The organism is Pseudomonas umsongensis, from assembly GCF_012647205.1.
GTDB lineage: Bacteria > Pseudomonadota > Gammaproteobacteria > Pseudomonadales > Pseudomonadaceae > Aquipseudomonas > Aquipseudomonas umsongensis.
Genome location: NZ_CP051487.1, coordinates 532,765 through 558,092 on the forward strand (window position 1 = coordinate 532,765; position 25,328 = coordinate 558,092).

Below are 25,328 nucleotides of genomic sequence, written 5' to 3' on the forward strand. Positions count from 1 at the left end.
ACCATGCCGCGCCGTAGTCGGGGATTTACCTTGCTGGAAATGATGATCGTGACCGTCCTGATCGGCGTGCTGTTGGGCATGGTGAGTCTGGCCACGGGCATCCACCCGGCACAGCAAGCGAGGCAGGAAGCGAGCGCCCTGGGTGGCGTCATCCGCCAGCTGCGGCAACAGGCAGTGCTGGAGGGGCGCGAATACGGTCTGCGGCTGAGCGTCCTGGGGTACCGGTCGATGCGTCTGGATGGGCGTGGCTGGGAACCGCTGGCCGCCTTCAACCGATGGCCCGAGAGCTTGCAACTGAGCCTTGAGCAGGAGGGGTATGCCCTGAGGCTGGGCGCTGACGTCGGCCCTCCGCAGATTCTGCTGTACAGCAGCGATGAAACCAGCAACTTCACACTGACGTTCGCTGGCAAAGACAAGATTTGGGCGACCCTGTCCGGTGATGGCATGGGCGAGATCATGATCGATGAGTGAGCCACCGGCCATTGTTCGCATGAGTGGATTCACCTTGCTTGAAGTCATGGTGGCCCTGGCGATTTTCGCGACCCTGGCGACGGCGGTGCTGTCCGCAAGCCAATACGTGGTCAGGCAGGCAGGCGCTGCCGAAGAGCGTCTTCTCGCGGCCTGGGTGGCAGACAATCAGCTGAGCGAGCTGCGACTGCAATCGTCCCCCGTGCTTGCGCAGCCACAACGGATGGTGAGCCTGGGTCAACGCGACTGGGTTGTACGTCAAAACGTCGACCCGACGCGCGATCCTCCCGGGTTGTTGGTCGAAGTCGAGGTCGGCCTTGCCGGACGTGACCAGACCCTGTTCCGCGCCACCGGTTGGATAGCCAATCGTCATGAATGAGCAAGGCGGATTCACCCTGCTCGAACTGGTTATTGCCATTTCGATTTTTGCCTTGCTGGGGCTGGCCAGCTGGACGCTGTTCGACAGTGTGGTGCGCGTGCAGCGGGGCACCCTGAGCCACGAACGTGAACTCAGGAACCTGCAACGCGCCGTGGCAGTAATCGAACGTGACCTTATGCACATCGCGCAGCCGCCTGTCGTGCAAGACCCGTCGCAGTTGCAACTGCTGCGCGGCAATTGGCGTAATCCGCTGGACTTACCGCGCAGTGAGCGGCAGTTGCTGACTTATCGACTCGACAACGGCGCGCTTTGGCGTGACAGCCGGGCGGAAGGGGCGCAGAGCGTGCAGCGGCAAAAACTGCTCGACGATGTTCGAGAGGTGCGTTGGCGTCTGTACGACAGCCAGGTTGGTTGGCGCGGCGATTGGCCGTCCGGGCAGAGCCCGAAGGCGCCCTTGGCGGTGGAAATGCAAATGTCGGCAGGGCGCTTCGAGGCGATCCGTCGGGTGCTGTTATTGCCGGGAGCACTGCCATGAGGGCCGGTCAACGCGGCGTTGCTCTGATCAGTGTGTTGCTGGTCATGAGCCTGGCGTTATTGATCATCGGCGGCATGCTGCGCAGCCATCGCGCATTGCTGCAAAGCACCGGGCAGCAGTTACAGCAGATGCACCTGCGGCAACTCGGTGTAGCCGGGGAAACCTGGGGCCTGGTGTTGCTCAAGGCTCAGCAAAAAGACAGCGAGCCGATGGCCGAACCTTCCAGCGCTTTTGCCATTGAAGATGCGCAGATACGCGTCGAGATCGAGGATCTGGCCGGTCGTTTCAATCTCAATACCCTGTTGATTCAGGGGCAGATCGATCAAGTCACGCTCAAGCGCTGGATGCGTTTGCTGACGCTGCTCGAACTGCCGTCGTTGCAACTGCAGCAAGTAGGGCCGCTGCTCGAGCTCAGCCAGCTGCGACTGCTTCCTGGTGTCGATGCTGAGCTGTTGCGTCGTTTGGCGCCCTGGGTCGCGCTGTTGCCGGCAAAGGCCACGATGAACATCAACACAGCGCCAGCGCTGGTATTGCGTACGCTCGACGGTATCGAGCGCACCACGGCCGAAACCTTGGTACGCCAGCGTTCCCCGGCAGGCTGGCCAAGCGTTCAGGCCTTTACCCAGGACCCGCTGATATCCGGTTTGGGCTTGAGCGGCCATGGCCTGGGCGTTGATAGCCGCTGGTACCGGATCACCGTTCAAGTAACCCAGGGGCAGGGGCATCTGCGGCTGGCAACCGATGTCGAACGCGACCCCAAGACGCGTCAGTTGAAGATCCTGCAACGGCGTGTTCTCCCCTCGAATGCAAGCGAGATCCAGCAATGAAAACCTGGCTTTATCTAACAGCCGAAGGCTTGGGCCTGCCCACGCTCGCCTGGCCTTGTTGTCTATGGACTTCGACCGGCGAACGGCAGCGCTTGCCCTTGGATCAAGCGGCACAGTCACTGGCTGGGCAGGCGGTCGATGTGCTGTTGCCCATGGAACTGTGCAGTTGGTTGCTCAGCGATCCATGGCCATCCAGGCGCCAACCTGATGCCCAGGCCATCGCTTACGCTGTCGAAGAGCAGTTGAGCCAAGCCCTGGAAAAGCTGCACCTGAGTACCGGTGCGCGCGATCCACAAGGTCGCTATCCGGTGATGGTGATCGACCGCGAACGATTTGCCGTTGTCCTCGCGCTGCTGGCCGAAGTGAGTATTAAGGTGCGATCTGTGTTCGTCGATGCCGATGTGTTGCCTCGTGACCAGGCACTCGGCATCTGGTGGTTTGGCCGCTGGTTGCTCGGTGGAGGCTTGCCTGCACGCCTGACGTTGTCGGATGAAGATCTGGTGGCGCTCGAGCCAGGCTTGCCCAGGGACGTTCAGTGGCGTGACGAGCGTAAGGATGCCACTGATATCGATCAGTGGCTGATCCCGGTGCATGGACCGGCAATCAATCTGTTGCACGGCGATTTCGCGGCGCCTCGAAAGCGCCTGCCCTGGCGTTTCGGCGGGCTGGTCGTGTTGTCGCTGCTGCTGCTCGACTGGGGTGCCAGCGCGGCACGTATCGGCTTTCTCGAAAACCAGACCCGCCAGCTCTACAGTCGCAACGTGGAGCAATTCAAAGGGCTTTACCCGGAGCAGACCCGCATCGTTGACCTGGCGTTACAACTCAATGTAATGCAAAGCCAAAATGCGGCCCCTCAGGACGGCCATATCGCCGGGCTGGTCAAACTCGTCGAACAAGTCATCGGCGCCAGCAATGTCGATGTCCAGCGCATTGAATTTCGCGAAAGCGATGGTTGGAAAGTCCGGCTGACCGCCAATAGTTTTACCGAACTGGAATTACTGCGTGAGCGTGGCCGCCAGCAAGGTTTGCCTGTGCGACTCGACAGCGCGAGCAAGGAAGGCGATCGGGTGCAGGCGACCCTGACCCTGGAGCAAGGCGCATGAAGCTGAGCGGGTTGGTCACATGGCCGGTGCTGCTGCAGCGCTGGCAGCGCCTGTCGCTGCGCGAACAACGATTGTTGCTGGTGTTGGTCGCGTTTGTCTTTGGTGTAGCGGCATTCAGCCTGGTCTGGCAACCGACGCAACAGCGTCTTGCAGCGGCCGAGCGTCAGTATCAGCAGCAGCTGGCACTGACGGCGCAACTGCAGCTGGCGCGTCCGCGCAGCATGCGCGAGCCTGTCACTCAGCCGCTGTCACTGCACGTCAGCGAAAGTGCTACCGAGGCCGGACTCGAACTGCATCAGGTCAACACCGACGGTGATCAGTTGCGCCTGAACCTCAGCGGTGACGCCAAGGCATTACTGGCATGGTTGGACCGCATCGAACGTGACGGCACCGCGCTGCAATCCTTGACCCTGGAAAAGCGCAACGCGGTACTGGAGGCGCAGATAGTGCTCAGATAGTCGCACCGGTGCCTGGCAGTGGCGGCAACTTTGAAAGCTTCAAGGCGACCATTAATGCCACGGCCAGCAGTCCACCGATGAACAAGCCGATTCCATTCCAGCCAGCCAAGTGCCAGAACACGCCGCCCGCCGTGCCAGCAATGCTTCCTCCTGCGTAGTAGCTGAACAGGTACAAGGACGATGCCTGGCCCTTGGCCTTGGTGGCACGACGGCCGATCCAGCTACTGGCGACGGAGTGGGCGCCGAAGAAACCGAAGGTGAAGACCAGCATGCCGATGATGACCAGCGGCAATGGCGTAAACATCGTCAGGGCGAGACCGCCGATCATCAGCGCGATAGTGCTCCAGAGCACTTTGCGGCGGCCGATTTTGTCGGCCAGCGAGCCGATTTTCGCCGAACTGTAGATACCCGAGAGATACACCACCGAGAGTAATCCGACAAAGGCCTGTTCCATGTGGTAAGGCTCGGCCAGCAGGCGGTAGCCGATGTAGTTGAACAGGGTGACGAACGCCCCCATCAACACAAAGGCTTCGAGGAACAGCAGTGGCAGCCCGGCGTCGCGAAAGTGCATGGTGAAACCGTCGACCAGGCTGCGCGGGTGCAACGAGCGGGCACGGAAGTTGCGCGATTCGGGGAGGATTTTCCAGAATACCGCTGCCGCAATCAGTGCCAGGCCGCCGATCACCAGCATTGCCGTGTGCCAGCTGACGAAGTCGATCAAGACGCCGGTGATAAGACGCCCGCTCATCCCGCCGATGGCGTTACCGCCGATGTACAAACCCATGGCGAGGCCGATGTGCTGCGGGTGAATCTCTTCGCTCAAATAGGTCATCGCCACCGCCGCCAGGCCGCTCAACGACAGTCCAATCAGCGCGCGCATCGCCAGGACACCGTGCCAGCTCGGCATCATCGCGCTGGCCATGGTGCACAGTGCGGCGGCAAACAGCGCCGCCACCATCACCGTTTTGCGCCCGACGCGATCGGAGATCGGGCCGGTGATCAGCAGGCCAATGGCAAGCATGCCCGTGGCTACCGAGAGAATCAGGCTGCTCTGCGCCGCGTTGATCGAGTATTCGTTGGACAGCAGCGGCATCATCGGTTGCACGCAGTAGAGCAGGGCGAACGTCGCGAAGCCGCCGCAGAACAGCGCCAGCACCGTGCGCATGAAGGCTGGCGTGCCTTTTTCGATGTAGATCTCTTCCAGCTCGGCAGCCACATCGTCTGGTGTGGCGGGAGGAACTTCATGGGTAAGTGGAGCGACAGCAGTTTTCACGGTGGACCTCGGAGGAGCGCAGCCCGTCAGGCAATGAAAAAAGCATATAGCTGGCTAATGATTCAATCCAATATATTGTTCGACCTGTTTGATAGCTTTAACGACCTAATGGGGTTTTCATGGAATTGCGTCATCTGCGTTACTTCATCGCCGTCGCCGAAGAACTGCACTTCGGCCGCGCTGCGCAGGCGCTTGGTATCTCGCAGCCGCCGCTGAGCCAGCAGATCCAGGCCCTGGAGCAGGAAGTGGGTGCGCGATTGTTCGAGCGTACCAATCGTCGGGTCGAGCTGAGCGAGGCCGGTCGACTGTTCCTGGAAGAGGCACGGCTGGTGCTGGCGCAGGTCGACAAGGCGGCGGATGTTGCGCGGCGGGCGCAGTTGGGCGAGTTGGGCGAACTGAAAATCGGCTTCACATCGTCGGCACCGTTCAACTCAACGATTCCCCAGGCGATTTTTTCGTTTCGCCAGCGTTTTCCGGCAGTGCATTTGAATTTGCGGGAAATGAGCAGCACCCAGGTGGCCGATGCGCTGGTGGATGAGTCGATCGAAGTCGGGATCATGCGGCCGCTGGGGCTGCCGGATTGCTTGAGCGTCGTCGAGTTGATGCGTGAGCCGTTAGTGGCCGTGCTCAGTTCCAAGCACCCTTTGGCGCAGGGCAGTGAAGAAGGCCTGTTCCTGTCCGCCCTGGCACTGGAGCCTTTCGTATTTTTCCCCCGTAGCTATGGCAGTGGCCTGTACGCACAATTACTCAGCCTGGCCCGTGATGCCGGCTTCAGTCCGCACTTTGCCCAAGAGGCCGGCGAAGCGATGACTATCATTGGTCTGGTAGCCGCAGGATTGGGTGTGTCGGTGCTGCCGGCGTCTTATCAGCGGATGCGCATCGACGGGGTGGTCTATCGGCCGTTGCTCGACCCGGCGGCGGTGTCGGCGGTGTGGCTGGTGCAGCGCAAGGACCAGAAGTCGCCGATGGCGCGGGCGTTCGTGGAGTTGTTGACGAGGAAGGTTGAGCCGTTAAAGTCATGAAGGCTGCACCGTCCCTGTAGGAGCGAGCATGCTCGCGATGGTCGTCAACGATGACGCTTGTTTCCTGGTGACACGCGGCGTTCTTTAGTCCATCGCGAGCATGCTCGCTCCTACAAGGGATTGAAGTGCGCTCGCCGCCTACGCCCAGCGTTTGAAAATCAGCGACGTATTCACCCCGCCAAACGCAAAATTATTGTTCATCACGTACTGATTGCTCATCTGCCGGAACTCGCCGCGCAGGTAGTCGAGCTTGCCGCAATGCGGGTCGACTTCGTCAAGGTTCAAGGTGTGGGCGTACAGGTCGCTGTTCATCATTTCGATGCTGAACCAGGACTCCAGCGCACCGCAGGCGCCGAGCGTGTGGCCGAGGAAGCTCTTTTGTGAGCTGATCGGCATGTGTTCGCCAAACAGGCTGCTGGTGGCCAGGGTTTCGGCGATGTCGCCCTGTTCGGTGGCCGTGCCGTGACCGTTGACGTAGCCGATGTCGGCAGGGCTCAAGCCCGCATCTTCCAGGGCCAACTCCATGGCCCGGCGCATGGTGACTTGCTCCGGGCGGGTGGTGTGCTGGCCGTCGGCATTGCTGCCGAAACCAACGAGTTCGGCATGAATACGGGCACCTCGCGCCAGCGCGTGTTCCAGTTCTTCGAGCACCAGCATGCCGCCGCCTTCACCGATCACCAGGCCGTCGCGCCCTTTGTCATAGGGACGCGGGGTAGTGTGCGGGGCGTTGTTTTTCAGGCTGGTGGCGTAGAGTGCGTCGAACACCATGGCTTCGGTCGGGCACAGTTCCTCGGCACCGCCAGCGAGCATCAACGGCAGGCGGCCGAACTTGATGGCTTCGTAGGCGTAGCCGATGCCCTGGCTGCCGCTGGTGCAGGCGCTGGAGGTGGGGATCAGGCGGCCGGTGAGGCCGAAGAAGATGCTGATGTTGGCCGCGGTGGTGTGCGGCATCATGCGCACGTAGGAGTTGGCGTTCAGGCCTTCGGCCACCGAGTTCAGCAACATGTTGCCGAAGGCCTTGATCTCGTCGGTGCTGCCCGTGGAGGACCCGCAGGCAACGCCCATGCGCCCGTCCTTGATCGATTCGTCACCGAGCAATCCGGCATCGGCCAACGCCCGCTCCGCTGCGCCGACGGCCAGTCGCGAAACGCGGCCCATGCTGCGCAGTTGTTTGCGCGTCCAGTGGCTCGGCACGATGAAGTCATCGATGGGCCCGGCCAGGCGCGTATTGAGTTCAGTGAAGCGGTCCCATTCGTCCATGCGGCGAATGCCGCTGCGGTTGGCTGCGAAGTGGTCGGCGATGGTTGCCCAATCGCTGCCCAGCGAGGTGATGCCGGCCATGCCGGTGACGACGACACGTTTCATCAGCACAGGCCTCCGTTGACGGCCAGCACCTGCCGGGTGATGTACGAGGCTTCCGCCGACATCAGGAAATTCACCGCGCCGGCCACCTCTTCCGGGGTGCCCATGCGTTGTGCGGGGATCATTTTCATCAGTTCTTCCACCGGCACGTTTTCATCGAGCATGGCTGTGTCGATCAGGCCGGGTGCGACACAGTTGACGGTGATCTTGCGCTTGCCCAACTCGATCGCCAACGCCTTCGCCGCGCCGATCAACCCGGCCTTCGAGGCGCTGTAGTTGACCTGGCCGCGATTGCCGATCAAGCCGGACACCGACGTGATGCAAACGATTCGCCCGGCAGCGCGACGACGGATCATCGGCATCATCACCGGGTGCAGCACGTTGTAGAAACCGTCGAGGTTGGTGCGCATCACCACATCCCAATCATCCTCGCTCAGCGCCGGAAAAGCACCGTCACGTGTCAGCCCGGCGTTGAGCACCACGCCGTAGTAGGCGCCATGGGTTTCGACGTCGGCCTCAAGGATGGCTTTGCAGCCGGCGCGGTCGGACACATCGAATTGCAGGATGCGCGCAGTGCGACCCAGGGTCTCGATTTCGACTTGTACGGCTTGGGCATCCGCCAGGCCACTGCGGCAATGCAGCACGATGTCATGCCCGGCCTGGGCCAGGCGCAGGGCGATGGCGCGGCCGATGCCACGGCTGGAACCGGTGACCAGTACGAATTCAGTCATGACTGGACTCCTTCGGATTCATCAAGATATTGAGCCGCCTGAGGCGGGCGATACACGTTCAGGCGGGCGCTGGCGTGAATGCCGGGTGCGTTGATGTGGCACTCGAACACGCCCATGCCGTTGTCATCTTCCAGGGAGCGGATGCCATGCAGGGTCAGTTCGGTGCCGGCGGGAAAACGGTCGACGTTGCATTCGAACTTGCGAGAGCCGAGCAAAAAGCCCAGCTGCGTTGCATCGCCGCGCTGGCGCGCATGGCAACCGGCGAAGGCCGCGACGCTCTGGGCCATGAGTTCAATCCCGACCCAGGCCGGCAGGCTGCCGTCGGGCAAATTGAACAGACCGTCGGGCTTGACCCTGAGGCGTGTATGAATCTGCTCTTCATCGAATGCCAGGATCTGCTCGATGAGAATCATGTCGCCAGCATGGGGCAGCAGTTCGGCGAGCGGCCAATCAATCATGGGGCGTCTCCGATAATCAGGCTGACGTTGTTGCCACCGAAGGCGAAGGAGTTGCTCATCAGGTAGCGAGGTCCAGTGGACGCCAGGCGATCGGCGGGAGTCACCCATTTGAGGGTGGGCAGCTCGGGATCGGCTTGGCCGTCCCAGACATGCGGGGCCAGGAGGTGCTCGCGGTTGTCGTCACTCAGGCTCAACCAGCAGAAGGCGGCTTCCAGCGCGCCGGCCGCGCCAAGGGTATGGCCGGTCATGGGCTTGGTCGAAGAACAGGGCACGCCGGCCGGGAACACCGCCGCCACTGCGTGGCTTTCCATGGCGTCGTTGTGTTGGGTGGCGGTGCCATGCAGGTTCAGGTAGGCGATTTGCTCAGGCCGCAGTCTGGCCCGGCTCAAGGCCTTGCGCATTGCCTGTTGGGCGCCGCGGCCGGTGGGTTCTGGCGCGGAAATGTGGTGCGCATCGGAACTGGCGCCACTGCCAAGCAGGGCAATCGGCTGGTCGCCAGGCTGCTTGCTCATCAGGAACAGCACGGCTGCTTCGCCGATATTGATGCCGTTGCGGTTCACTGAAAACGGATTGCAGCGCTGCCCGGACACGGCTTCGAGTGCCGAGAAGCCGTTGAGCGTCAGCTTGCACAGTGTGTCGACTCCACCGCACAGCACCACATCGCACATGCCCAGATCGAGCAGGCGCTGGGCACTCATCAATGCGCGTGCGCTGGAGGTGCAGGCAGTGGAAATCACATAGGCCGGGCCGCTTACTTGCAGCCAGTCGGCGAGAAAGTTTGCCGGTGCGCCGAGTTCCTGTTGCTGATAGTCGTATTGCGCCGGAAATTGCTGTTCGCGCAAGTAGCGAGCCAGGCCCTGGCTGGCTTCGTCGATGCCCGACGTACTGGTGCCCAGCACGATGCCGATGCGATCGCGGCCGTAGGTCTGGATGGCCTGATCGATGTCACCGCGAATTTGCAGCGTGGCCTCCATCAGCAATTGATTGTTGCGACTGCGTTGGCAGGCCAGTTCTGCGGGAATCGGCACGAGATCGCCACGCACCGCGCCTACCGGTAATGAACGCTCTGGCACCCAGCCGGCTTCGCTGCGCATGCCTGAGCAATCGCCGGCGAACAGGTGGCGGGCGACTTCTTGTTTGTCACGGCCCAGGGCGCAGACGACCCCGAGGGCATTGAGGTAAGCCGTCATGGTGCGTCACCGCTCAGGGGGGTGATTAGATATTTCGGGCCTTTGGGCAAATTCAATTCGAAGCTCAATGGTTGTGAATAACGGACGTCCCAGCGCGCTGGCAGCGAGCGTTGCGCCCCGTATTGCCACGCCTTTGGATAGTTGCCAGGCAGTTCATCCCTGGGGGTCAGTGCAAACAGCAACGCGGCGAACAGCTCACGGGCTTCCGGGTTAGGCGGCAACAGGCCATCGGCTTGCCAATGGCTATCGACCAGTTTCTGGCGGGCCTGCGGAATACCCAGCAAGTCCATCATCGACCAGCGTATGGCAGGGCCTTCACGCTGGATGACCAGTACCCAGTCCTGGCGTTGTTCGGCCTGCAGGCGCTGGATGTGCAATTGCAGCGGCAACGCCATGCTTGGGGTCTGCGCGGGCAGTGGCGCCTGGCTCGCGCAGGCGCTCAGCAGCAGGATGCAGCCGAGCAGCAGAACTCGAATCATCAGGCACACCCTTCAACGGGCTTGCGCAGCACGTTGCTCAAGTCGCTCATGTCGCATCCCTTGCACAGAGTTCTGACAACATCCGCAGGCGACGTTTCGGTTCGGCGACGAATGGATTGCGCTCGTCCCAGGCATAGCCGGCGAGGATCGAGCTGATCATGCGGCGGATTTCCGCATTGCCATCCGGGTAGTAAATCACGTCCTGGAAAGTCCCGGCGTACCAGCTCTCGACGTAGCAGCGGAACGTATCGACCCCGCGCTTGAGCGGTTCGGCGAATTCACGCTGCCAGTCCACGGACTCGCCTTGCAGCTGACGGTGCAGCACCCCCGCGGCCATGCTCGCCGAGCGCATGGCGATGGTCACGCCAGAGGAAAACACCGGGTCGAGGAATTCCGCCGCATTACCCAGCAACGCAAAACCAGGCCCGTGCAGGGTTTTCACGTTGGCGGAGTAACCGCCGATGGTGCGTGCTGGCGTGTCCCATACGGCGTTGTCCAGTACCCCGGCCAGGCTGGGCGTCTCGGCAATGAAGCCGCGCAGGCAATCGTCGAGGTTATCGCTGCGACCTTCGAAATGTTCCGCGGCGGCCACCACGCCGACCGAGCAGCGGCCGCCGCTGAACGGAATGGTCCAGAACCAGATGTCACGCTGGACAGGATGGGTGGTGATGAGGATCTTGGTGCGATCGAAGTTCGGGTGGACGATGCGGTCTTCGACATGGGTGAACACCGCCTGGCGCACCGGGAAATTCGACGGTGCTTCAAGGTCGAGCAAGCGCGGGAGGACGCGACCGTATCCGCTGGCGTCGAGCATGAAGTCAGCCTCGATGTGGTACTCGCTGCCGTCTTCGCGACGTACGCCAAGCAGCGGTTTGGCCTGGTCGATATCGACGCTGACGATGGTTTCGCCATAGCGGATTTCAACGCCTTGCAGTGCGGCCTGATCGGCCAGCAGTTTGTCGAAATCCGCGCGCTGCACCTGAAAAGTCGTCGGCTTGCCCTGAGTGAATGTGTCGCCGAAATCGAACGTGCTGTAACGCTCGCCCCAGGCAAACGCGGCCCCGGTTTTCAATTGGAAGCCCGCAGCATTGACGGCGTCGAGCATGCCTGCTTCTTCAACGAAATCCAGGCAGTGGGACAGCAGGCTTTCGCCGATGGAAAAGCGCGGGAAATGCTGGCGCTCGATCACCAGTACATCATGTCCCTTGCGCTTGAGCAGCGCGGCGACGATGGCGCCGGACGGACCTGCACCGATGACCACGATCTGGCGACGTTGCATTTCAACGATTGGCATGGGGGCTCCTTGCCGGGGCGGCAGCTATCAATGGGATACGGTGCATGCCGGCCAGTGCCGGCAGCAGGGTCGCGACCAGGCCCATCAGCATCAACGCAAAGTACAGCGCCGGGCTGATGAGCTGTTGTTGCAGCAGCAGGTTGAGAAAGACGATCTCGCTCAAGCCGCGAATATTCAGCAATATGCTTTCACGCCAGCGGCTGGCGCCCTGGAACGAGGCACCGGCCCAGCCAAGGCCAAGCCAGTTGCCCAGCAGCTTGCTGGCAATCGGCAACAACAGCAGGGCCGCCAGCTGCACCCAGCCAAGGCTGTCCATTGCGCTGTGCACGTTGATCTGGACGATACCGAAGGTGAGTATCAGTGGAATGGCGATGTACGTCTGCAAGCGACTCATCCAGATTGCCGGCAACGGCAGGACAAGCGGTGCCTTGAGTGCTGCCATGATCAGTACATAACCGATGCCGAAAATGAGGGCATTGAGCTTGTAGTGCTCGGCGACCACCAGTAACGCGAAAAAGCCCAGGCTGTACAGCCAGGTTTGACGCAGGCCCAGCAGCCGCAGGAGCACGGGCAGGCAGGCCCCGGCCAAGGGTAGCAACAGGCTGCTCAGGTGCAGGCTGCCCTGGGCGAAAGCGAACAGGGTCCAGCAAGTCAGGTCGATGATAATCGCAGTCTGCACCAGTCGCCGGGTGGCGGCGTGCGGGTAAGCGATGTGCCGCAGGTACAGGTACAACACCGGGATCGCGGTAATGGCGAACAGCAGGCCGACCGCCAGCGAACTGATCCAGGGTTGCGGTGGCAGCAGCCAGATGGCCGTGGCGAGGCCGCAGGCAAACGGAATGCAGAAACTCGGCAGGGCGATTTTCAGGCTCTGGCGGTCCAGTTGCAGATCGATCACGTCGCTGAGGATGTAGCCCAGCAGCAGCGGGAAACTCAGGCTGTAGAGGTTCTTCAGCCAGGACGGTGACACCAGCGCCGCGCCGCTCAGTTGCCATTGCGGTTCGATCCAGAAGTACATCAGCAATGGCAAGCCGAGGGTCGCCAGCAGCAACTGGCTGACGATTGGAATCAGGCCAAAATGGCGACCGACCCGGGTCGCTACGGCGAACAGTACCAGGGCCATCGCCCAAAACAGCGCGATCATCATGTTGTCGGTTCCGTGATACTGGCGGCATGCACCTGGCGACCGGCCCAGGGCGCGAGCAGGAAGCTGAAGATCAGGCCCAGGCTTACCGACAGGCCGAAGTTACTCACCGCTGGCGTGCTCGACACTGCCAGCAGGCCGAAGGACAGCCAGGTGGTCAGTGCCGCCAGCAAAGTGCCCAACAGGCTCACGGCGGCGCCGCCGACCTGTTCGCGCATGAGGATGGCGTAGTCGACGCTGATCGCCGTCACCAGCAGCAGGCCGAACAGGCTGAAGAGGGTCAATGGCTGTCCCAGCCAGCCGAGACTGGCCAGGCTGCACAACGCCGCCAGCAATGGCAGGGACACAATGCGCAACGCGCCGCCAAGACCGAACGGCAGGGCAAGCACCAGGACGATCAGCGCGCAGGAGGCGAGTTTCAGTTCTGCGGCACTGACCTGGGTGGCGGCGAACACGTTGTTCAACTCGCCCAGTCGATCCACCAGCTTCACGCCCGGCAAATCTTCGGCCTGTACCCGCAACAGGGCAGGATTGTTCAGGCCCTGCAGGCTGACCATCGCCGCCACGCCGTCAGCGGTCGGCCCCAGCCACAACAGGCGATAAGGCTCGGCTAAGGGGCCGGCCAGTGCGCTGTCGATGTCTTCGATGGGCAGGGCCTGCAATTGGCTCAACTCTGCTTGCAGCGCCTGTGCCGGTACGCCGATATCGAGTAACGGCTGCCAAAACGCCGGCAATTTGCTCAACGCCTCACGCACCTTGCGCTGTTCGCTGGGCGGGCTGACCAGTTGGTTGAGCGACAGGTAACCCTGGAGTTTCTGCAGGCCAACCAACTGATCCAGGCGTTCACTCAGGGCGCCCTGGCGTTCGAGCAGTTGCTGTTGATCGGCCGCCTGCACCAGGAAAAACTGGCTGGTGGGTTGATAGCCCGTGATTCGCGCAATGGTCTGCGCTTCGTCAGTCAACTGCTGCGGGGCGCCCACCCATTGGCGGATGTCGTTGCGGGTCTCGAGCTGCACCAGGCCGCCGGCACAAAAAGCGATCAGCAGTGCCAGCAATACCGGCGTGCTCAAATGCCTGAGCAACGCTTCGCGGCGTCCCAGTAAAAATTCGCTAAGGCGCAGCGGCCATTGCGCCGGGCGCAGCTCGGCACCCTTGAGCAGCGCCGGCAGCAGGCACACCGCGGACAAATAGGCACCGAGCAGTCCCGCCGCCGAGAACACGGCAATCTGGGTCAGCGCCGGGAAGGGCGTCCAGGCCAGGGCCAGGTAGCCGATGGCGCTGGTGACCAGGCTCAGGGTCAGGCCCGGCAAGGTCAGGCGTAGCGCCGGCCAACTGTGCCAGGGCTTCAGGCTCCAGCTCTTGGACAGGTAATGCAGCGGGTAATCGACGGCGACACCGATCAGGCTCGAACCCAACACCAGCGTCATCACATGCATGTGGCCGAACAATGCCACGCAGGCCACCGCGCCGAACAGCATGCCCACCAGCACCGGGACAAACGCCAGCACGACACGCCAACGGCGGAAAGCCAGCAACAGCAACAACAGGATCCCGACGGTGGCACCGCCCCCCACCCAGGTCATCTCACGGGAAGCCTGGCGCTGGCCGTTGGCCGCGTACAGCAAACCACTTGCGGCGAGCAGTTGCACATCGGCCCGGGCGGCCTCTTCACGGCTGTGCTGGAGCAGGTCGGCCACTTGCAGCGGCAGGTTCATGTCGAAAGCATTGCCGGTGGCGCGCGCCCGCAGCAGCACCCAGTGCTTGCCATCTTGCTCGGCAATCAAGGCGCCACTGCCAATGTCCAGTTGCACGGCACCGTGCTGTGGCTGGCTGTTCTGGATGCGCCCGGTCAGGCCCAGCCAGTCATCCTGGCTCGGCACCAGGCTGAAACCGGTGAAGGGGTCAAACAGCGCCTGCACCCGTTGCTGGATAAAAGCATCGGGGTGTTCGATCAACTGCTCGCGATCTTCTGCCGCGAGCATGGCCAATCGGCCTTGCAGCAGTTGCGTGCGCAAGGCCGGCAAGTCGGCTTGCAGGTTCCATTGGACCTTGTCGAACAGGCCGCTGGCTTGCCACTGATCGCCCAGTGTTTGCGCCATGGCAATGGCTTGCTGGCGATCGGTGTGGCCAACCAGCACCAGCATTTCGCGATTCAGCGGTTCCTGCATGCGTTGTTCGGCACGCAGTTCCAGCGCATCCGGCGCGGTGCCGGGCACCAGCTCCATCAGGTTGGCCGACAGCGGGGCGCCGTCGCGCCATTGCCAGCCGGCAAGCGCCAGCACTGCCAGCAGCAGGATCAGGAACAGCCAGGGTAGCCTGCGTTCACTCGGCAAAGTCATGCTGCTCCGTGTCGCTTAACGGTTGCGCGCTGGTGCTGTCTTGCATGCGCAACAGCGTGCTGTCACCTTGGGTTTCCAGCAGCTCGATGCTGTGGACCAGTTCGCCGCCGGTGATGTTGATCTGGTTGAACACCTGCTTGAGCAGCATCGAGCGTGGCGTCAACTTCAGTGTCCAGTTTTGTGCATCGCCACTGAGCGCCAGCTCGAAATCCCGTTGCAGTCCGCTGCTGTCGCCTTGCAGGACGGCCAGGAACAAGCGGTTCTGCTCAGCGCCGGCGCTCTTGCCCGGCAACATCTGCCAGCCGCTGGCATCACGCCGGGCAATGCCTGTGGGGGTGATGCGGTAGTCCTGTTGCAACGGCGTTTTCAGCAGCCACAACAACCCGTGATTCTTCGCCAGGACGAAAGTGCCCTTGCTGGTCAGTGGCTGGGGCAGGGCGCGCAGGCGTTTTTCCTGAATGAAGTTGCCATGGATGACATCGGGCCTGGCCAGTTGCTCGCTGAGCTGCTGTAGATCGAAGGCGTTGGCCAGCCCAGGAATGCCCAGTAACAGCCAGAACACTGTAGGAGCGAGCATGCTCGCGAAAAACCTGAGGGCACCGCGGGGTGACAGGCGCCCAGCGTCATCGTTAGCGACCATCGCGAGCAGGCTCGCTCCTACAGGGCCGGAAATCATGGTAAGGCCCTCGCCACGGCGTCGGTAAATACCTTCGGCGAGGCCAATTGCATTTCGCGATTGCTCATGTCGACGGCGACCTGTACGGAAACACCACGGGTCAGGCGTTCGCCGGTTTCCAGGTCGCTGATCAGGTAATTGATCTTCAACCGGTTCTCCCATTCCACCAGATTGGCGCGCACGTTGAGCGTCTGGCCGAACTGGGCACCGCGTATGTAGCGCAATTGCAGGTCGATCACCGGCCACGCATAGCCCGATTCGGACATTGCCGTGTAGTTGTGGCCGATCTTGTCCAGCAAGGCGCAGCGGGCGATTTCCAGGTATTTGACGTAATGGCCGTGCCAGACGACGTTCATCCTGTCGACGTCGAAGAACGGCACGAGGATTTGCGTATCGGTGTAGAGCACTCCCTTGCTACGCATGCAGCCTCCAGTGTTGTGCGGCGATACGTTGCAGGCACAGGCGCAGTTCGCCCTCCAGCGCACGGTCTTCGATGACCGGCGGGAAATCCTTGGCCAATGCTTCATGCATGGCCGCCAGAGCCGGTGGCAGTGGCCGCGCATCCTCGGCCTGGGCGCGTAACCAGACGCCTTGGTTGGCAGCCAGCAAGGTGGCGGCGGCGACCTGTTCGGTCAGCTCCAACACGCGGATCGCATCACGGGCGGCGATGGTGCCCATGCTCACCTTGTCCTGGTTGTGGCACTCGGTGGAACGGGAGAATACGCTGGCGGGCATGGTGTTTTTCAGCGCTTCGGCGGTCCAGGCGCTGGCACCGATCTGCACGGCCTTGAAGCCGTGGTTGAGCATGGCGCGGTCGGCCGTGGCCCCGGACAGGTTGCTGGGCAAACCGTGGTTGTAGCGCTCATCCACCAACAGGGCGAGTTGTCGATCCAGCAGGTCGGCGACGTTGGCCACGAGGTTTTTCAGGCTGTCCATGGCGAACGCGATGTGCCCGCCGTAGAAGTGCCCACCGTGCAGCACGCGTTCGGCCTCGGCATCGATGATCGGGTTGTCGTTGGCGCTGTTGAGTTCGATTTCAATGAACGAGCGCAGCCAGTTCAGGCTGTCGGCCAGCACACCGAGGACATGCGGTGCGCAACGCAGCGAATAGCGGTCCTGCAGGCGATGCAGCGGTGCGGTCGGCGCGTCGATGGCCAGGTCCTTGCGCAACCAGGCGGCGACCTGCATCTGCCCAGGGTGTGGCTTGGCGGCGAAGAGGCGCTCGTCGAAATGTTCCGGGTTGCCTTGCAGCGCCACCACGTTCAGCGCGGTGATGCGCGTGGCCAGTTGCAGCAGATAATCGGCGCGGGCGTAGGCCAGGCAGGCGAGCCCGGTCATCACGGCGGTACCGTTCATCAGTGCCAGGGCTTCCTTGGGACGCAGCACCAGTGGCTGCCAGCCGAGTTCGCGGTGAACATCGGCGGCTTGCCGGCGCTCGCCGCGATAGATCACTTCACGCTCGCCGGACAGCGTGGCGGCAACGTACGACAGCGGCGTCAGATCACCGCTGGCGCCGACCGATCCTTCTTCTGGTATCAGTGGCAGGATGTCGTGTTCAAGGAATGCCTGCAGGCGTTCCAGCAGCTCCACGCGCACCCCGGAGACACCCTGGCAGAGCGACTGCAAGCGTGCCGCCAGTACCGCGCGAGTGGCTTGCGCGTCCAGCAATTTGCCCAGGCCGCAGCCGTGGAAGGTGTACAGATGACGCGGCAACGCCTCGACGTGATGCAACGGCACGGCGACCACGCAGGAATCGCCGTAGCCGGTGGTCACGCCGTAGATCACGCCTTCCTTGTCGAGCAGGGAGTCGAGGAACTGCGCGCCTTTGGCGATGCGCTGGCGGAACTGCGGGTCGCCCTGCAACTGCGTGGGCGCCTGGCGGTTGGCCAGGGCCAGCACATCGTCGATGCGCAAAGGGCGTTCGCCGAAGATTACAGGCTCAAGCGTTGGCGTCGTCATCGGTCTTCCAGAAAGGGTAAAAGTTGAACCATTGTCGAGGTGCCTGGAGGCAATAGTGACTCAGGCGCTCGGCATAGCGGGTGGCCCACTGATGTATGACCTGTTCGCGGTCGCTGCGTTTCCAGGTGATCGCGTCAGCGAAGGGTTCGAGGGTGAGTCGATAATGGCCATCGGCCTTTTTCAGGCACAGCAGCAGGTGGACCGGGCATTTCAGCAGCCCCGCCAGCAGCCACGGTCCTTGCGGGAACTTTGCCGGATGGCCGAGGAAGTCCACGGTCACGCTGCGCCCGCCGTGCAGCGGCACGCGATCGCCGGCAATCGCCAGCCATTCGCCGCGTTCCAGGCGTTCGTGCAGTTGCAGCATGATCACTGGGTCCAGTTCACTGACCTGGATCAGTCGCAGATTGGTCGCCCCGGCTTCGCCCAGCAAGCGGTTGAATCGCTCGGCGTGCTTGGTGTGCACCAGCACGTTCATGGTGACCTTCTCGCCGATTTCCGCCAGTGCGCGGCAGACTTCGAGGTTGCCCAGGTGGGCGCCCACCAGCATTTGCCCGCGCGTGCCGCGTAACTGGTTGCGCAGCAATGCCGGGTCGATGATTTCGATGTGCTCGATGCCCAGCTTGCCGTTCCACACGTCGAGCTTGTCGAGCAGGGAGTCGGCGAAGGCCATGAACTGGCTGAATACACGCCAATGACTCGGGCGCAGTTCGTCGCGACCGCTCCAGTCGGCGAGTCGTTGCTGATACTCCCAGGCGCTTTGACGGGCACTGCGGCCGAACAGGAAAAAGTACAACACGATGCCGTACAGCAGCGGGCTCAGCAGTCGACGCCCAAGCACCTTGGCGGCGACCGCGGTAAATTTCATCAGCCAGAAGCTGCCGCGCTCCTCGCGGTCGGCCCAGTGTTGCTTGTCGACGTTCATGTGCGCCACCGACGCCAGAGGATCAGCGGCGAGCGCAGCAGCATGCCGAAAAACAACCGGGTGTGCATGCTGGTAATCAGTACGTTGTCGTGGAACATGCGGAAATGCGAAACACCGTCCAGCGGATAATGGACTCTGGTTTGCAGCCATTGCATCGGCTGCCCGCGCCACGCCAGGCGCACCAGGATGTCCGAATCGAAGTCCATACGCTTGCCGATTTTTGCCGATTCGATCAACGCCAGGACCGGGGCCAAGGGATAGAGGCGATAGCCGCACATGGAGTCGCGAATCTGCAGCGACAGTGTGTTGATCCACACCATCACATGGGTCAGGTAGCGGGCGTACAAACGACCCTTCGGCACGCTGTCGTCATACAGCGGATAGCCGCAGATCACGGCGTCGGGATGGGCGCGGGAGCGTTCGACAAAACGTTGCACATCCTGCAGGTCGTGCTGGCCGTCGGCGTCCACCTGCAAGGCGTGGCTGAAGCCCAGGCGCGAGGCTTCCCGCAGACCGGTCATCACCGCACCGCCCTTGCCCTGGTTGGTGGCGAGGCGGATCAGATACACGTTGTCGCGCAGCGCCAGTTGATCGAGCACCCTGGCACAGGGCGGGCTGCTGGCGTCGTCCACCAGAATGCACGGCAGGTGGTTGGCCAGCAGCGCATCGACCACGGTGGTGATGGCGGTCTCGTGGTTGTAGACCGGGACGACGGCGCAGGGGTTATGCATGTGCCGGCTCCAGCAAAATCCGCCCACTTGAACAGGTGGCGGTTTCGTTGCGATAGGCGAAATACAGCTTGCCGCGGGCTGGGTCGAAGCGCAGGTGCAGTTGGACTTCGTCGCCGGGACGCACCAATTGCTGGAATTTCAGCACTTCCATGCCGGCGAATTTCTGCGGCAGGTTCATCAGTTGCTGGCCCAAAAGCAGCGCCCACTCCACCTGCACCACGCCGGGCAATACGGGAGCTGTGGGAAAGTGCCCGCTGAAATAGGCAAGATCCGGCGGCACGGCCAGCTGCAGGCTCCACTCACCATTGGCTTCCACCTGTTCCAGCACCTGCGGAGCCTTGGGGCGCGGTGCCAGCAGCACGGCTTCGACGTCGGCCTGGGGCAGTTTGCCCTGGGCGTTCAGCGGCAGTTGCTGCAACAGGCGCCAGCGTCTGGGCAAGGCCAGGGTTTCACAATGCAGGCTCAGGTGTTGGCGCAGTTGTTCGGTGAGTGTGCGCCGGCCTTGATTGCGCAGCACATGCAAGCCTGCGTCAGTCAGGACCAACAATGCGCCCAGCGAGGCGCGGTTTTCCTGGACGACACCCAGGCGCGCTTCGGCCACCCAGTCGTGGGCCATCAGTGCCTGCTCCAGCATCGGCAGCGAGATCCGTTTCTCTTCCAGCTTGACGATTCGGTCCAGTCGTCCAAGCAACTCGAAGCGGCCATCAGCCGCGATTCGCGCTGCATCGGCGGTGTGCTCGATATGGCCGTCAGGCAAGTAGGGCGAGGCGATGAGCAAAGCCCCCTCGTTGTCCTGGGTCAACTGGACGCCAGCAAAGGGCTGCCACAGTGACTGGCCCTGGCGCCAGGCGATGCCACCGGTTTCCGAACTGCCGAATATTTCCGTCGGCCATTGGTGCAGGCGTTCGTGCAGACGCTGCGCGGCCTCGGCGGGCAATGCACCACCGGAAGAAAATACCCGACGTACTGCGCTCAGCGCCGGCCAGTCGAGGTTGTCGCCCATGCGCTTGAGCAGCGCCGGGCTGGCCACCCAGGCGAAGGCCGGGTGTTCGAGACTGGCACGCTGCAGGTCTTCGGGGAAGGCCAGTTGTCTGCGAACGAACGGGCGCCCCGCGCACAGTGGCCACAATACCCGGAACAGCAAGCCATAGATGTGCTGGGTGGCGACGCTGCCAATGATGCAGGCTGGGCCCAGGTCGGCGCCCCACAGCTGTTCCAGGGCCTGGACTTCATTGACCAGCTGGCGCAGGGCTTTTTCGATGCGCTTGGGTTCGCCGCTGGAGCCGGAAGTGCACAGGCTCAGCGAGCAGCCGTCAAGATCGAGGGCAGCGGCGCCAAGGGGCGCATCCTGATAATCGCCCGGGTGTGTGTCGTCGGGCTGATCGGTGAGCCATAAATCGACTTCACCCGACCAGCGCTGGCGGGTTTGCGGTTGCAAGTCGGCCGGCAGCAACACGCTGACCCCCGCGCGCCAGGCGCCCAACAAGGCAATCGCCAGGTCCGCGGCGTCTTCGAGGTGCACGGCAATGCGCCGCACACCGCGGGTTTGCAAGCCGGCGGCCAGGCGCAGGGCCTGCTCGCGCAATTGTGCGTGATCAAGCTGCGGGTCGGCCGTCACGGCTCGCCCCGGCTCGGCCTTGAGCAACAGATGCTCAAGTTTTATCCAGTTCATGCGCCGCCTCTTACCCGTTGGCGTATTAGCCATTCAATGGCAAACATCAGGCCTATCAATCCATAGGAGATCAGGCCGGTGTACAGCATCCACCAGCTCAGCGGCGCCCACAGTGTCAGGGCTGCGGCGCAGATCCCGTTGCACAGGAAAAATACACACCAGGCGATAGTCACCTGGCGGGTATAGCGAATGGCCTTGGCCGGCAAATGTGCTTCGCGCAGGCGGGCCAGGCGTTCGACCATCGGTGGGCCGTACTTCAGGCTCAGTCCGAACAGCCCCAGCATGAAGGCGCTGATCAATACCGGATACCAGCGCAGCAGTGCCGGGCTGTCGAACAACGCCAGCAACAGGCAGAACAGGATAGCCACGCCCGCCATCCACGAACTGCCTGGCCGTCGCTTGCCGGTCAGCGCGCGGGCCAGCCACAGGCTGCCCAGCAGCAACCCGAACTGCCACGGGGCGAAATGCTCCATGCCGAAATACACCGCAAAAGGGTATAGCAGGCCCGCCAGCAGCAAGCCGAGGCCGATCAATCGACTCATGCGGCCGGTTGAACCAGACGGTAGACCGCCTCGACCACGTCGCTGACGGTTCGCACCGACTTGAATTCTTCGGCCGCGATTTTCTTGCCGGTCTGGCGCTTGATGTGATCGATCAGGTCGACCGCATCGATGCTGTCGATTTCCAGATCCTGGTACAGGTTGGATTCGAGGCTCACCCGGTCCGGGTCCAGTTCGAACAGTTCGACCAAGGCATCGCGCAGGGTGTTGAAAATGTCGTCACGAGTTTGCATGGTCCGGTCTCAAGCTGCCTGTTTTGCAGTGACGAAGGCCGCGAGGCTCGCCACGTTACTGAAGTGATTGCGCGTGTCCTTGGCGTCGGCATCGATCTTGATGCCGTATTTTTTCTGGATGGCCAGGCCGAGTTCCAGGGCGTCCACCGAGTCCAGGCCCAAACCTTCGCCGAACAGGGTCTGCTGATCGTCGATGTCGTCGGCGCTGATGTCTTCGAGGCCGAGGGCTTCAATGATCAGATCTTTTATTTCACGGTTAAGATTGCTCATCTTCGGCGAGCTCCTTGATAAAGTAAGAATGCAAGTAATCGTTGAGCTTGCGCGAGGCCAGGGGGGGCGGGCCGAGCGCGGCGAAGGCCTGGGGGTCTATATCGTCCCCCACACGGAAACTGAAGTGTACGCGGCGCTTGGGGATCCGATACCAGGGTTCGGCCTTGGTCAGTGTGGTCGGGCTGACCCGGATCACCACGGGGCTGAGGATTTTCGCACCACGCACGGCAATTGCCGCGCCGCCCCGATGAAAGGCGGGCGCCTGGCCTGGCTGGGTGCGTGTACCTTCGGGAAAAATGATCAGGGTCTGGCCTTGTTTCAGCGCATCGGCGGCGGCATCGAGCATGTCCATGCTGCCATCGTTGCTGATGTATTCGGTGCGACGCAGGGGCGTGCGGGTGAATGGGTTATCCCAGAGGCTTTGCTTGACCACGCAGTTGGCGTGTGGGACCAAACCGATCAGAAATACCACGTCGATCAGCGATGGGTGATTGGCAACGATCATCTGGCCGGGCCGACCGAGTTTTTCCGCGCCCTCGATTTCGTAGGTCAGCACGCCGGCGCGGGCCATGAAGCGCACGAACAGCCAGAAACAGCGGCTGACAGTCTGGCGCGCCCGCATCCGGTGGGTATGGGCATCACCTGGCAGGCAGGCCAGCAGCGGGAAAATCACCAGGCGTAGGCACAGGCCGCCCAACCCGAATAGGGCAAAGCTCGCGGCGGTGGCCAGCAGGCGCCAGTAATAGGCATCGCGGTTTTTTTCAGTCACAGCTTGCGTTGCCAAGTCCATACACGATTTTTCCAGGCATGTTGGCAGGTGGTTTGCGGACCCAGCAGCGTGCACAACAGATTCAACGCGTGCGGCCATCGAGCGTTTGACAACGCATCCGTGGCACTGTTCAGGGACAGCTGCCAGTCATTGCCCGGGGTAATCAGCAGGCCGACGGCATAAGGGAAGGGCACGTCGTCGATCCAGGCCGAATAGGCCTGCGGCGGTTGCTCTTCGGTAACCACCAGTAAAACCGCGGGCGAGCCTTCAGCCAGCAGGGCCGCCGCCTCCAGCATGCCATTTTCAAGGCCGTCGCCGGCGGCGGCCAAGGCAGTCATTTCGCTGGTTTCACCGCGCATGATCGACCACAGGCCGATGATCGCGTTATGCACCGATAGGCTGAACTGGGTTGGCGACAACGGTTGCTCGACGGCCAGGTCGCTGAGAATGTCGAAGGTGCGCGGGGTTTCGCCGTGACGGGAAACAAAGACCAGTGGCAGGTCCTGGCGACCTTCGGCCAATGGCCAGCCGACACTGAATGCCATTCGCGCCAGACGGCTGAGCCGCCGGCGTTGCATGGCCGGCAGGAACGAGACATCGGGTGCGGCATCGCTGACCGGTAACATCAACGGTTGCCGGCACCAGGCCTGCCAGTCATCCACGCTTTCGAGCCCCGGGGCCCAAGCGCGCCACTGGGCGATGTTGAAATTAATCACAGACATTCAATCCCGCCCTTGCAGGCTTCCTGACGCGGTGAGTGGCGCAACGGCACGGCACACCCTACGTGGCGCTTGGCGCCGAGTGGTGCGCATTATCCCGGTGCGACGAACGTGTAGCAAACACTGGTTACGTTTTGCTCGATGAGATGTACCGGTCAGTTCACAAAAACTGAACGTTTGGCAATTATTCACATTTTCATCGGGCCGTCTGTCGGCTCAGGTCTCGGCGTATAGTGCCCCCAGCGGCTTTTTCCGTAAGAAAACACTGATGACCATGTAGTCCATGCGCATGCGAGCTAGCGAAGCCATGCCCTGCACCACTACACTCGGTCATTCTTTGGTACACGGAGGTTTTGCAATGCGGCGCGTGGTGTTCAATCAGAAAGGTGGCGTGGGCAAATCCAGTATTGCCTGCAATCTGGCGGCGGTCAGCGCCAGCGAGGGCTATCGCACCCTGTTGGTCGATCTCGATGCCCAAGCCAACTCCACTCAGTACCTGACGGGACTCACCGGTGACGATATCCCGATGGGTATCGCCGATTTCTTCAAGCAAACCTTGTCCTCCGGGCCTTTTGCCAAGAAGAACCAGGTCGATATCTACGAAACGCCGTTCGACAACCTCCACGTCATCACCGCCACCGCCGAGCTGGCCGACTTGCAGCCCAAGCTTGAGGCCAAGCACAAGATCAACAAGCTGCGAAAGTTGCTCGAAGAGCTTGATGGTGATTACGACCGGATCTACCTGGATACACCGCCGGCCCTGAATTTTTATGCGGTTTCTGCGTTAATTGCCGCCGATCGTGTGTTGATTCCCTTTGATTGCGACAGCTTCTCCCGCCAAGCACTTTACGGTTTGCTGGCAGAAATAGAAGAACTGAAGGACGACCACAACGAAGGCCTGGAAGTCGAAGGCATCGTGGTTAACCAGTTCCAGGCCCGTGCGAGCCTGCCCCAGCAAATCCTCGACGAGTTGATCGCCGAAGGTCTGCCGGTGCTACCGGTGTACCTGGGCAGTTCGGTGCGCATGCGCGAATCCCATCAGGCCAACATGCCGCTGATCCATCTGGACCCGCGGCACAAGCTGACACAGCAGTTCGTTGAGTTGCATAACTTGCTGGAAAACACCTGATTCCCAAGGGCAAAACGAAAACACTGTGGGAGCGAGCCTGCTCGCGAAGGCGGGAGTTCAGTCAACAGAGACGTTGGATGTGAATCCCTCTTCGCGAGCAGGCTCGCTCCCACATTTGGTTTTCGGGTGGCCTTTAGATCCCCTGGCTACGCAACCAGCTCATCAGTTGCGGTAACGGGAGCGCCCCGCTCTGGCGGGCGACCTCCCGACCGTTCTTGAACAAAATCAGGCTCGGTATCGAGCGAATCCCCAGCTGCGCCGACAATTGCTGGTTCGCCTCGCTGTCCAGCTTGGCCAGCCGACACTTGCCGGCCAATTGCCCTGCCGCCTGCTCGAACACCGGCGCAAACGATTTGCACGGTCCGCACCAGTCTGCCCACACATCCACCAACAGCGGCAGATCGCCTTTGATCTGACTGGCGTAATCACCTTGCTTGAGTTCGAAGGGCTTGTTCAGCAGGACCTCGGCCTTGCAACGTCCGCATTTTGGATGGTCGCCCAGGCGCTCGGCGGGAATGCGGTTGAGGCCGTTGCAGTGGGGGCAGGGGATGAGGAGTGGGTCGGTCATGACGGATGTCCAGTGAGGAGCGAGTAGTCTGTATCTGGAGCCACTCGCTTGTATTTTC

General features: G+C 62.0%; 29 protein-coding genes. 8 read left to right on the forward strand and 21 right to left on the reverse strand.

The window, feature by feature from the left end:
• Positions 1-3 precede the first annotated feature (3 nt).
• From gspH to gspM, 6 genes are read left to right on the forward strand one after another with little or no spacing between them, the layout of a single operon-like run.
• Positions 4-471, forward strand: a complete 468-nt coding sequence (gene gspH, locus HGP31_RS02360; RefSeq protein WP_033044047.1) for a type II secretion system minor pseudopilin GspH — start codon at positions 4-6, stop codon at positions 469-471.
• A complete protein-coding gene (gspI, locus tag HGP31_RS02365; protein WP_033044049.1) occupies positions 464-847 on the forward strand; it encodes a type II secretion system minor pseudopilin GspI in 384 nt (127 codons plus the stop codon). Before gspH ends, gspI begins: the two co-directional genes overlap by 8 nt.
• On the forward strand, positions 840-1,382 hold the full coding sequence (gene gspJ, locus HGP31_RS02370; RefSeq protein ID WP_020796167.1) for a type II secretion system minor pseudopilin GspJ: 543 nt from the start codon (positions 840-842) through the stop codon (positions 1,380-1,382). Before gspI ends, gspJ begins: the two co-directional genes overlap by 8 nt.
• On the forward strand, positions 1,379-2,209 hold the full coding sequence (locus HGP31_RS02375; protein WP_033044050.1) for a type II secretion system protein GspK: 831 nt from the start codon (positions 1,379-1,381) through the stop codon (positions 2,207-2,209). The genes gspJ and HGP31_RS02375 overlap by 4 nt, the downstream gene beginning before the upstream one ends.
• Entirely contained in the window at positions 2,206-3,312 is a 1,107-nt protein-coding gene (gene gspL, locus HGP31_RS02380; protein WP_033044052.1) for a type II secretion system protein GspL, read from the forward strand. The genes HGP31_RS02375 and gspL overlap by 4 nt, the downstream gene beginning before the upstream one ends.
• The gene (gene gspM, locus HGP31_RS02385) at positions 3,309-3,770 is read left to right on the forward strand and encodes a type II secretion system protein GspM (RefSeq protein WP_020796170.1); all 462 of its coding nucleotides are present in this window, start codon (positions 3,309-3,311) and stop codon (positions 3,768-3,770) included. The genes gspL and gspM overlap by 4 nt, the downstream gene beginning before the upstream one ends.
• Here gspM and HGP31_RS02390 read toward each other — a convergent pair.
• On the reverse strand, positions 3,763-5,043 hold the full coding sequence (locus HGP31_RS02390; RefSeq protein WP_033044055.1) for an MFS transporter: 1,281 nt from the start codon (positions 5,041-5,043) through the stop codon (positions 3,763-3,765). The two genes, gspM and HGP31_RS02390, sit on opposite strands and share 8 nt — an antisense overlap.
• Positions 5,044-5,162: 119 nt before the next feature.
• Here HGP31_RS02390 and HGP31_RS02395 point away from each other — a divergent pair, with 119 nt between their 5' ends.
• The gene (locus tag HGP31_RS02395; RefSeq protein ID WP_020796172.1) at positions 5,163-6,065 is read left to right on the forward strand and encodes a LysR family transcriptional regulator; all 903 of its coding nucleotides are present in this window, start codon (positions 5,163-5,165) and stop codon (positions 6,063-6,065) included.
• A gap of 138 nt (positions 6,066-6,203) precedes the next feature.
• On the opposite strand, the gene HGP31_RS02400 is transcribed toward HGP31_RS02395, so the two are convergent.
• Genes HGP31_RS02400 through HGP31_RS02490 form a run of 19 tightly spaced genes read right to left on the reverse strand, consistent with a single transcriptional unit; the run spans position 6,204 to position 23,576 of the window.
• A complete protein-coding gene (locus tag HGP31_RS02400; RefSeq protein WP_033044227.1) occupies positions 6,204-7,430 on the reverse strand; it encodes a beta-ketoacyl-ACP synthase in 1,227 nt (408 codons plus the stop codon).
• Positions 7,430-8,158: a 3-oxoacyl-ACP reductase FabG gene (fabG, locus tag HGP31_RS02405; RefSeq protein ID WP_020796175.1), complete on the reverse strand. Its 729-nt coding sequence runs from the start codon at positions 8,156-8,158 to the stop codon at positions 7,430-7,432. Before fabG ends, HGP31_RS02400 begins: the two co-directional genes overlap by 1 nt.
• Positions 8,155-8,616: a hotdog family protein gene (locus tag HGP31_RS02410; RefSeq protein ID WP_020796176.1), complete on the reverse strand. Its 462-nt coding sequence runs from the start codon at positions 8,614-8,616 to the stop codon at positions 8,155-8,157. Before HGP31_RS02410 ends, fabG begins: the two co-directional genes overlap by 4 nt.
• Positions 8,613-9,806 (reverse strand): beta-ketoacyl-[acyl-carrier-protein] synthase family protein, encoded by a 1,194-nt coding sequence (locus tag HGP31_RS02415; RefSeq protein ID WP_168757108.1) that lies wholly within the window; start codon positions 9,804-9,806, stop codon positions 8,613-8,615. Before HGP31_RS02415 ends, HGP31_RS02410 begins: the two co-directional genes overlap by 4 nt.
• Positions 9,803-10,285, reverse strand: a complete 483-nt coding sequence (locus HGP31_RS02420; RefSeq protein ID WP_020796178.1) for a hypothetical protein — start codon at positions 10,283-10,285, stop codon at positions 9,803-9,805. The genes HGP31_RS02415 and HGP31_RS02420 overlap by 4 nt, the downstream gene beginning before the upstream one ends.
• Before the next feature lie 46 nt (positions 10,286-10,331).
• Positions 10,332-11,579 carry an NAD(P)/FAD-dependent oxidoreductase gene (locus HGP31_RS02425; protein WP_151143865.1) on the reverse strand — a complete coding sequence of 416 codons (1,248 nt, stop codon included), beginning with the start codon at positions 11,577-11,579 and terminating at the stop codon, positions 10,332-10,334.
• On the reverse strand, positions 11,566-12,726 hold the full coding sequence (locus HGP31_RS02430; protein ID WP_168757109.1) for a cation:proton antiporter: 1,161 nt from the start codon (positions 12,724-12,726) through the stop codon (positions 11,566-11,568). The genes HGP31_RS02425 and HGP31_RS02430 overlap by 14 nt, the downstream gene beginning before the upstream one ends.
• The gene (locus HGP31_RS02435) at positions 12,723-15,062 is read right to left on the reverse strand and encodes an MMPL family transporter (RefSeq protein WP_033044225.1); all 2,340 of its coding nucleotides are present in this window, start codon (positions 15,060-15,062) and stop codon (positions 12,723-12,725) included. Before HGP31_RS02435 ends, HGP31_RS02430 begins: the two co-directional genes overlap by 4 nt.
• On the reverse strand, positions 15,046-15,738 hold the full coding sequence (locus HGP31_RS02440; RefSeq protein ID WP_020796182.1) for an outer membrane lipoprotein carrier protein LolA: 693 nt from the start codon (positions 15,736-15,738) through the stop codon (positions 15,046-15,048). The genes HGP31_RS02435 and HGP31_RS02440 overlap by 17 nt, the downstream gene beginning before the upstream one ends.
• Positions 15,735-16,160, reverse strand: coding sequence for an acyl-CoA thioesterase (locus tag HGP31_RS02445; protein WP_020796183.1), 426 nt, complete (start codon positions 16,158-16,160; stop codon positions 15,735-15,737). The genes HGP31_RS02440 and HGP31_RS02445 overlap by 4 nt, the downstream gene beginning before the upstream one ends.
• Positions 16,153-17,697, reverse strand: a complete 1,545-nt coding sequence (locus tag HGP31_RS02450; RefSeq protein ID WP_020796184.1) for an HAL/PAL/TAL family ammonia-lyase — start codon at positions 17,695-17,697, stop codon at positions 16,153-16,155. The genes HGP31_RS02445 and HGP31_RS02450 overlap by 8 nt, the downstream gene beginning before the upstream one ends.
• Positions 17,678-18,619 (reverse strand): LpxL/LpxP family acyltransferase, encoded by a 942-nt coding sequence (locus HGP31_RS02455; protein ID WP_083350029.1) that lies wholly within the window; start codon positions 18,617-18,619, stop codon positions 17,678-17,680. The genes HGP31_RS02450 and HGP31_RS02455 overlap by 20 nt, the downstream gene beginning before the upstream one ends.
• A complete protein-coding gene (locus HGP31_RS02460; RefSeq protein ID WP_168757110.1) occupies positions 18,616-19,350 on the reverse strand; it encodes a glycosyltransferase family 2 protein in 735 nt (244 codons plus the stop codon). The genes HGP31_RS02455 and HGP31_RS02460 overlap by 4 nt, the downstream gene beginning before the upstream one ends.
• A complete protein-coding gene (locus HGP31_RS02465; protein ID WP_168757111.1) occupies positions 19,343-21,022 on the reverse strand; it encodes an acyl-CoA synthetase family protein in 1,680 nt (559 codons plus the stop codon). Before HGP31_RS02465 ends, HGP31_RS02460 begins: the two co-directional genes overlap by 8 nt.
• Positions 21,019-21,564, reverse strand: coding sequence for a COG4648 family protein (locus tag HGP31_RS02470; RefSeq protein ID WP_168757112.1), 546 nt, complete (start codon positions 21,562-21,564; stop codon positions 21,019-21,021). The genes HGP31_RS02465 and HGP31_RS02470 overlap by 4 nt, the downstream gene beginning before the upstream one ends.
• Complete coding sequence (locus tag HGP31_RS02475; protein ID WP_020796189.1) at positions 21,561-21,815, reverse strand: acyl carrier protein; 255 nt, start codon at positions 21,813-21,815, stop codon at positions 21,561-21,563. The genes HGP31_RS02470 and HGP31_RS02475 overlap by 4 nt, the downstream gene beginning before the upstream one ends.
• 9 nt (positions 21,816-21,824) lie before the next feature.
• Entirely contained in the window at positions 21,825-22,085 is a 261-nt protein-coding gene (locus HGP31_RS02480) for a phosphopantetheine-binding protein (RefSeq protein WP_020796190.1), read from the reverse strand.
• Positions 22,072-22,875 carry a lysophospholipid acyltransferase family protein gene (locus HGP31_RS02485; protein ID WP_168757113.1) on the reverse strand — a complete coding sequence of 268 codons (804 nt, stop codon included), beginning with the start codon at positions 22,873-22,875 and terminating at the stop codon, positions 22,072-22,074. The genes HGP31_RS02480 and HGP31_RS02485 overlap by 14 nt, the downstream gene beginning before the upstream one ends.
• On the reverse strand, positions 22,851-23,576 hold the full coding sequence (locus HGP31_RS02490; protein ID WP_033045287.1) for a beta-ketoacyl synthase chain length factor: 726 nt from the start codon (positions 23,574-23,576) through the stop codon (positions 22,851-22,853). The genes HGP31_RS02485 and HGP31_RS02490 overlap by 25 nt, the downstream gene beginning before the upstream one ends.
• Positions 23,577-23,931: 355 nt before the next feature.
• On the opposite strand from HGP31_RS02490, the gene HGP31_RS02495 reads away from it, so the two are divergent.
• The gene (locus HGP31_RS02495) at positions 23,932-24,702 is read left to right on the forward strand and encodes a ParA family protein (RefSeq protein ID WP_020796193.1); all 771 of its coding nucleotides are present in this window, start codon (positions 23,932-23,934) and stop codon (positions 24,700-24,702) included.
• Between the two features lie 133 nt (positions 24,703-24,835).
• Here HGP31_RS02495 and trxC read toward each other — a convergent pair whose 3' ends face one another.
• Positions 24,836-25,270 carry a thioredoxin TrxC gene (trxC, locus tag HGP31_RS02500; protein WP_168757114.1) on the reverse strand — a complete coding sequence of 145 codons (435 nt, stop codon included), beginning with the start codon at positions 25,268-25,270 and terminating at the stop codon, positions 24,836-24,838.
• Positions 25,271-25,328: the final 58 nt, after the last annotated feature.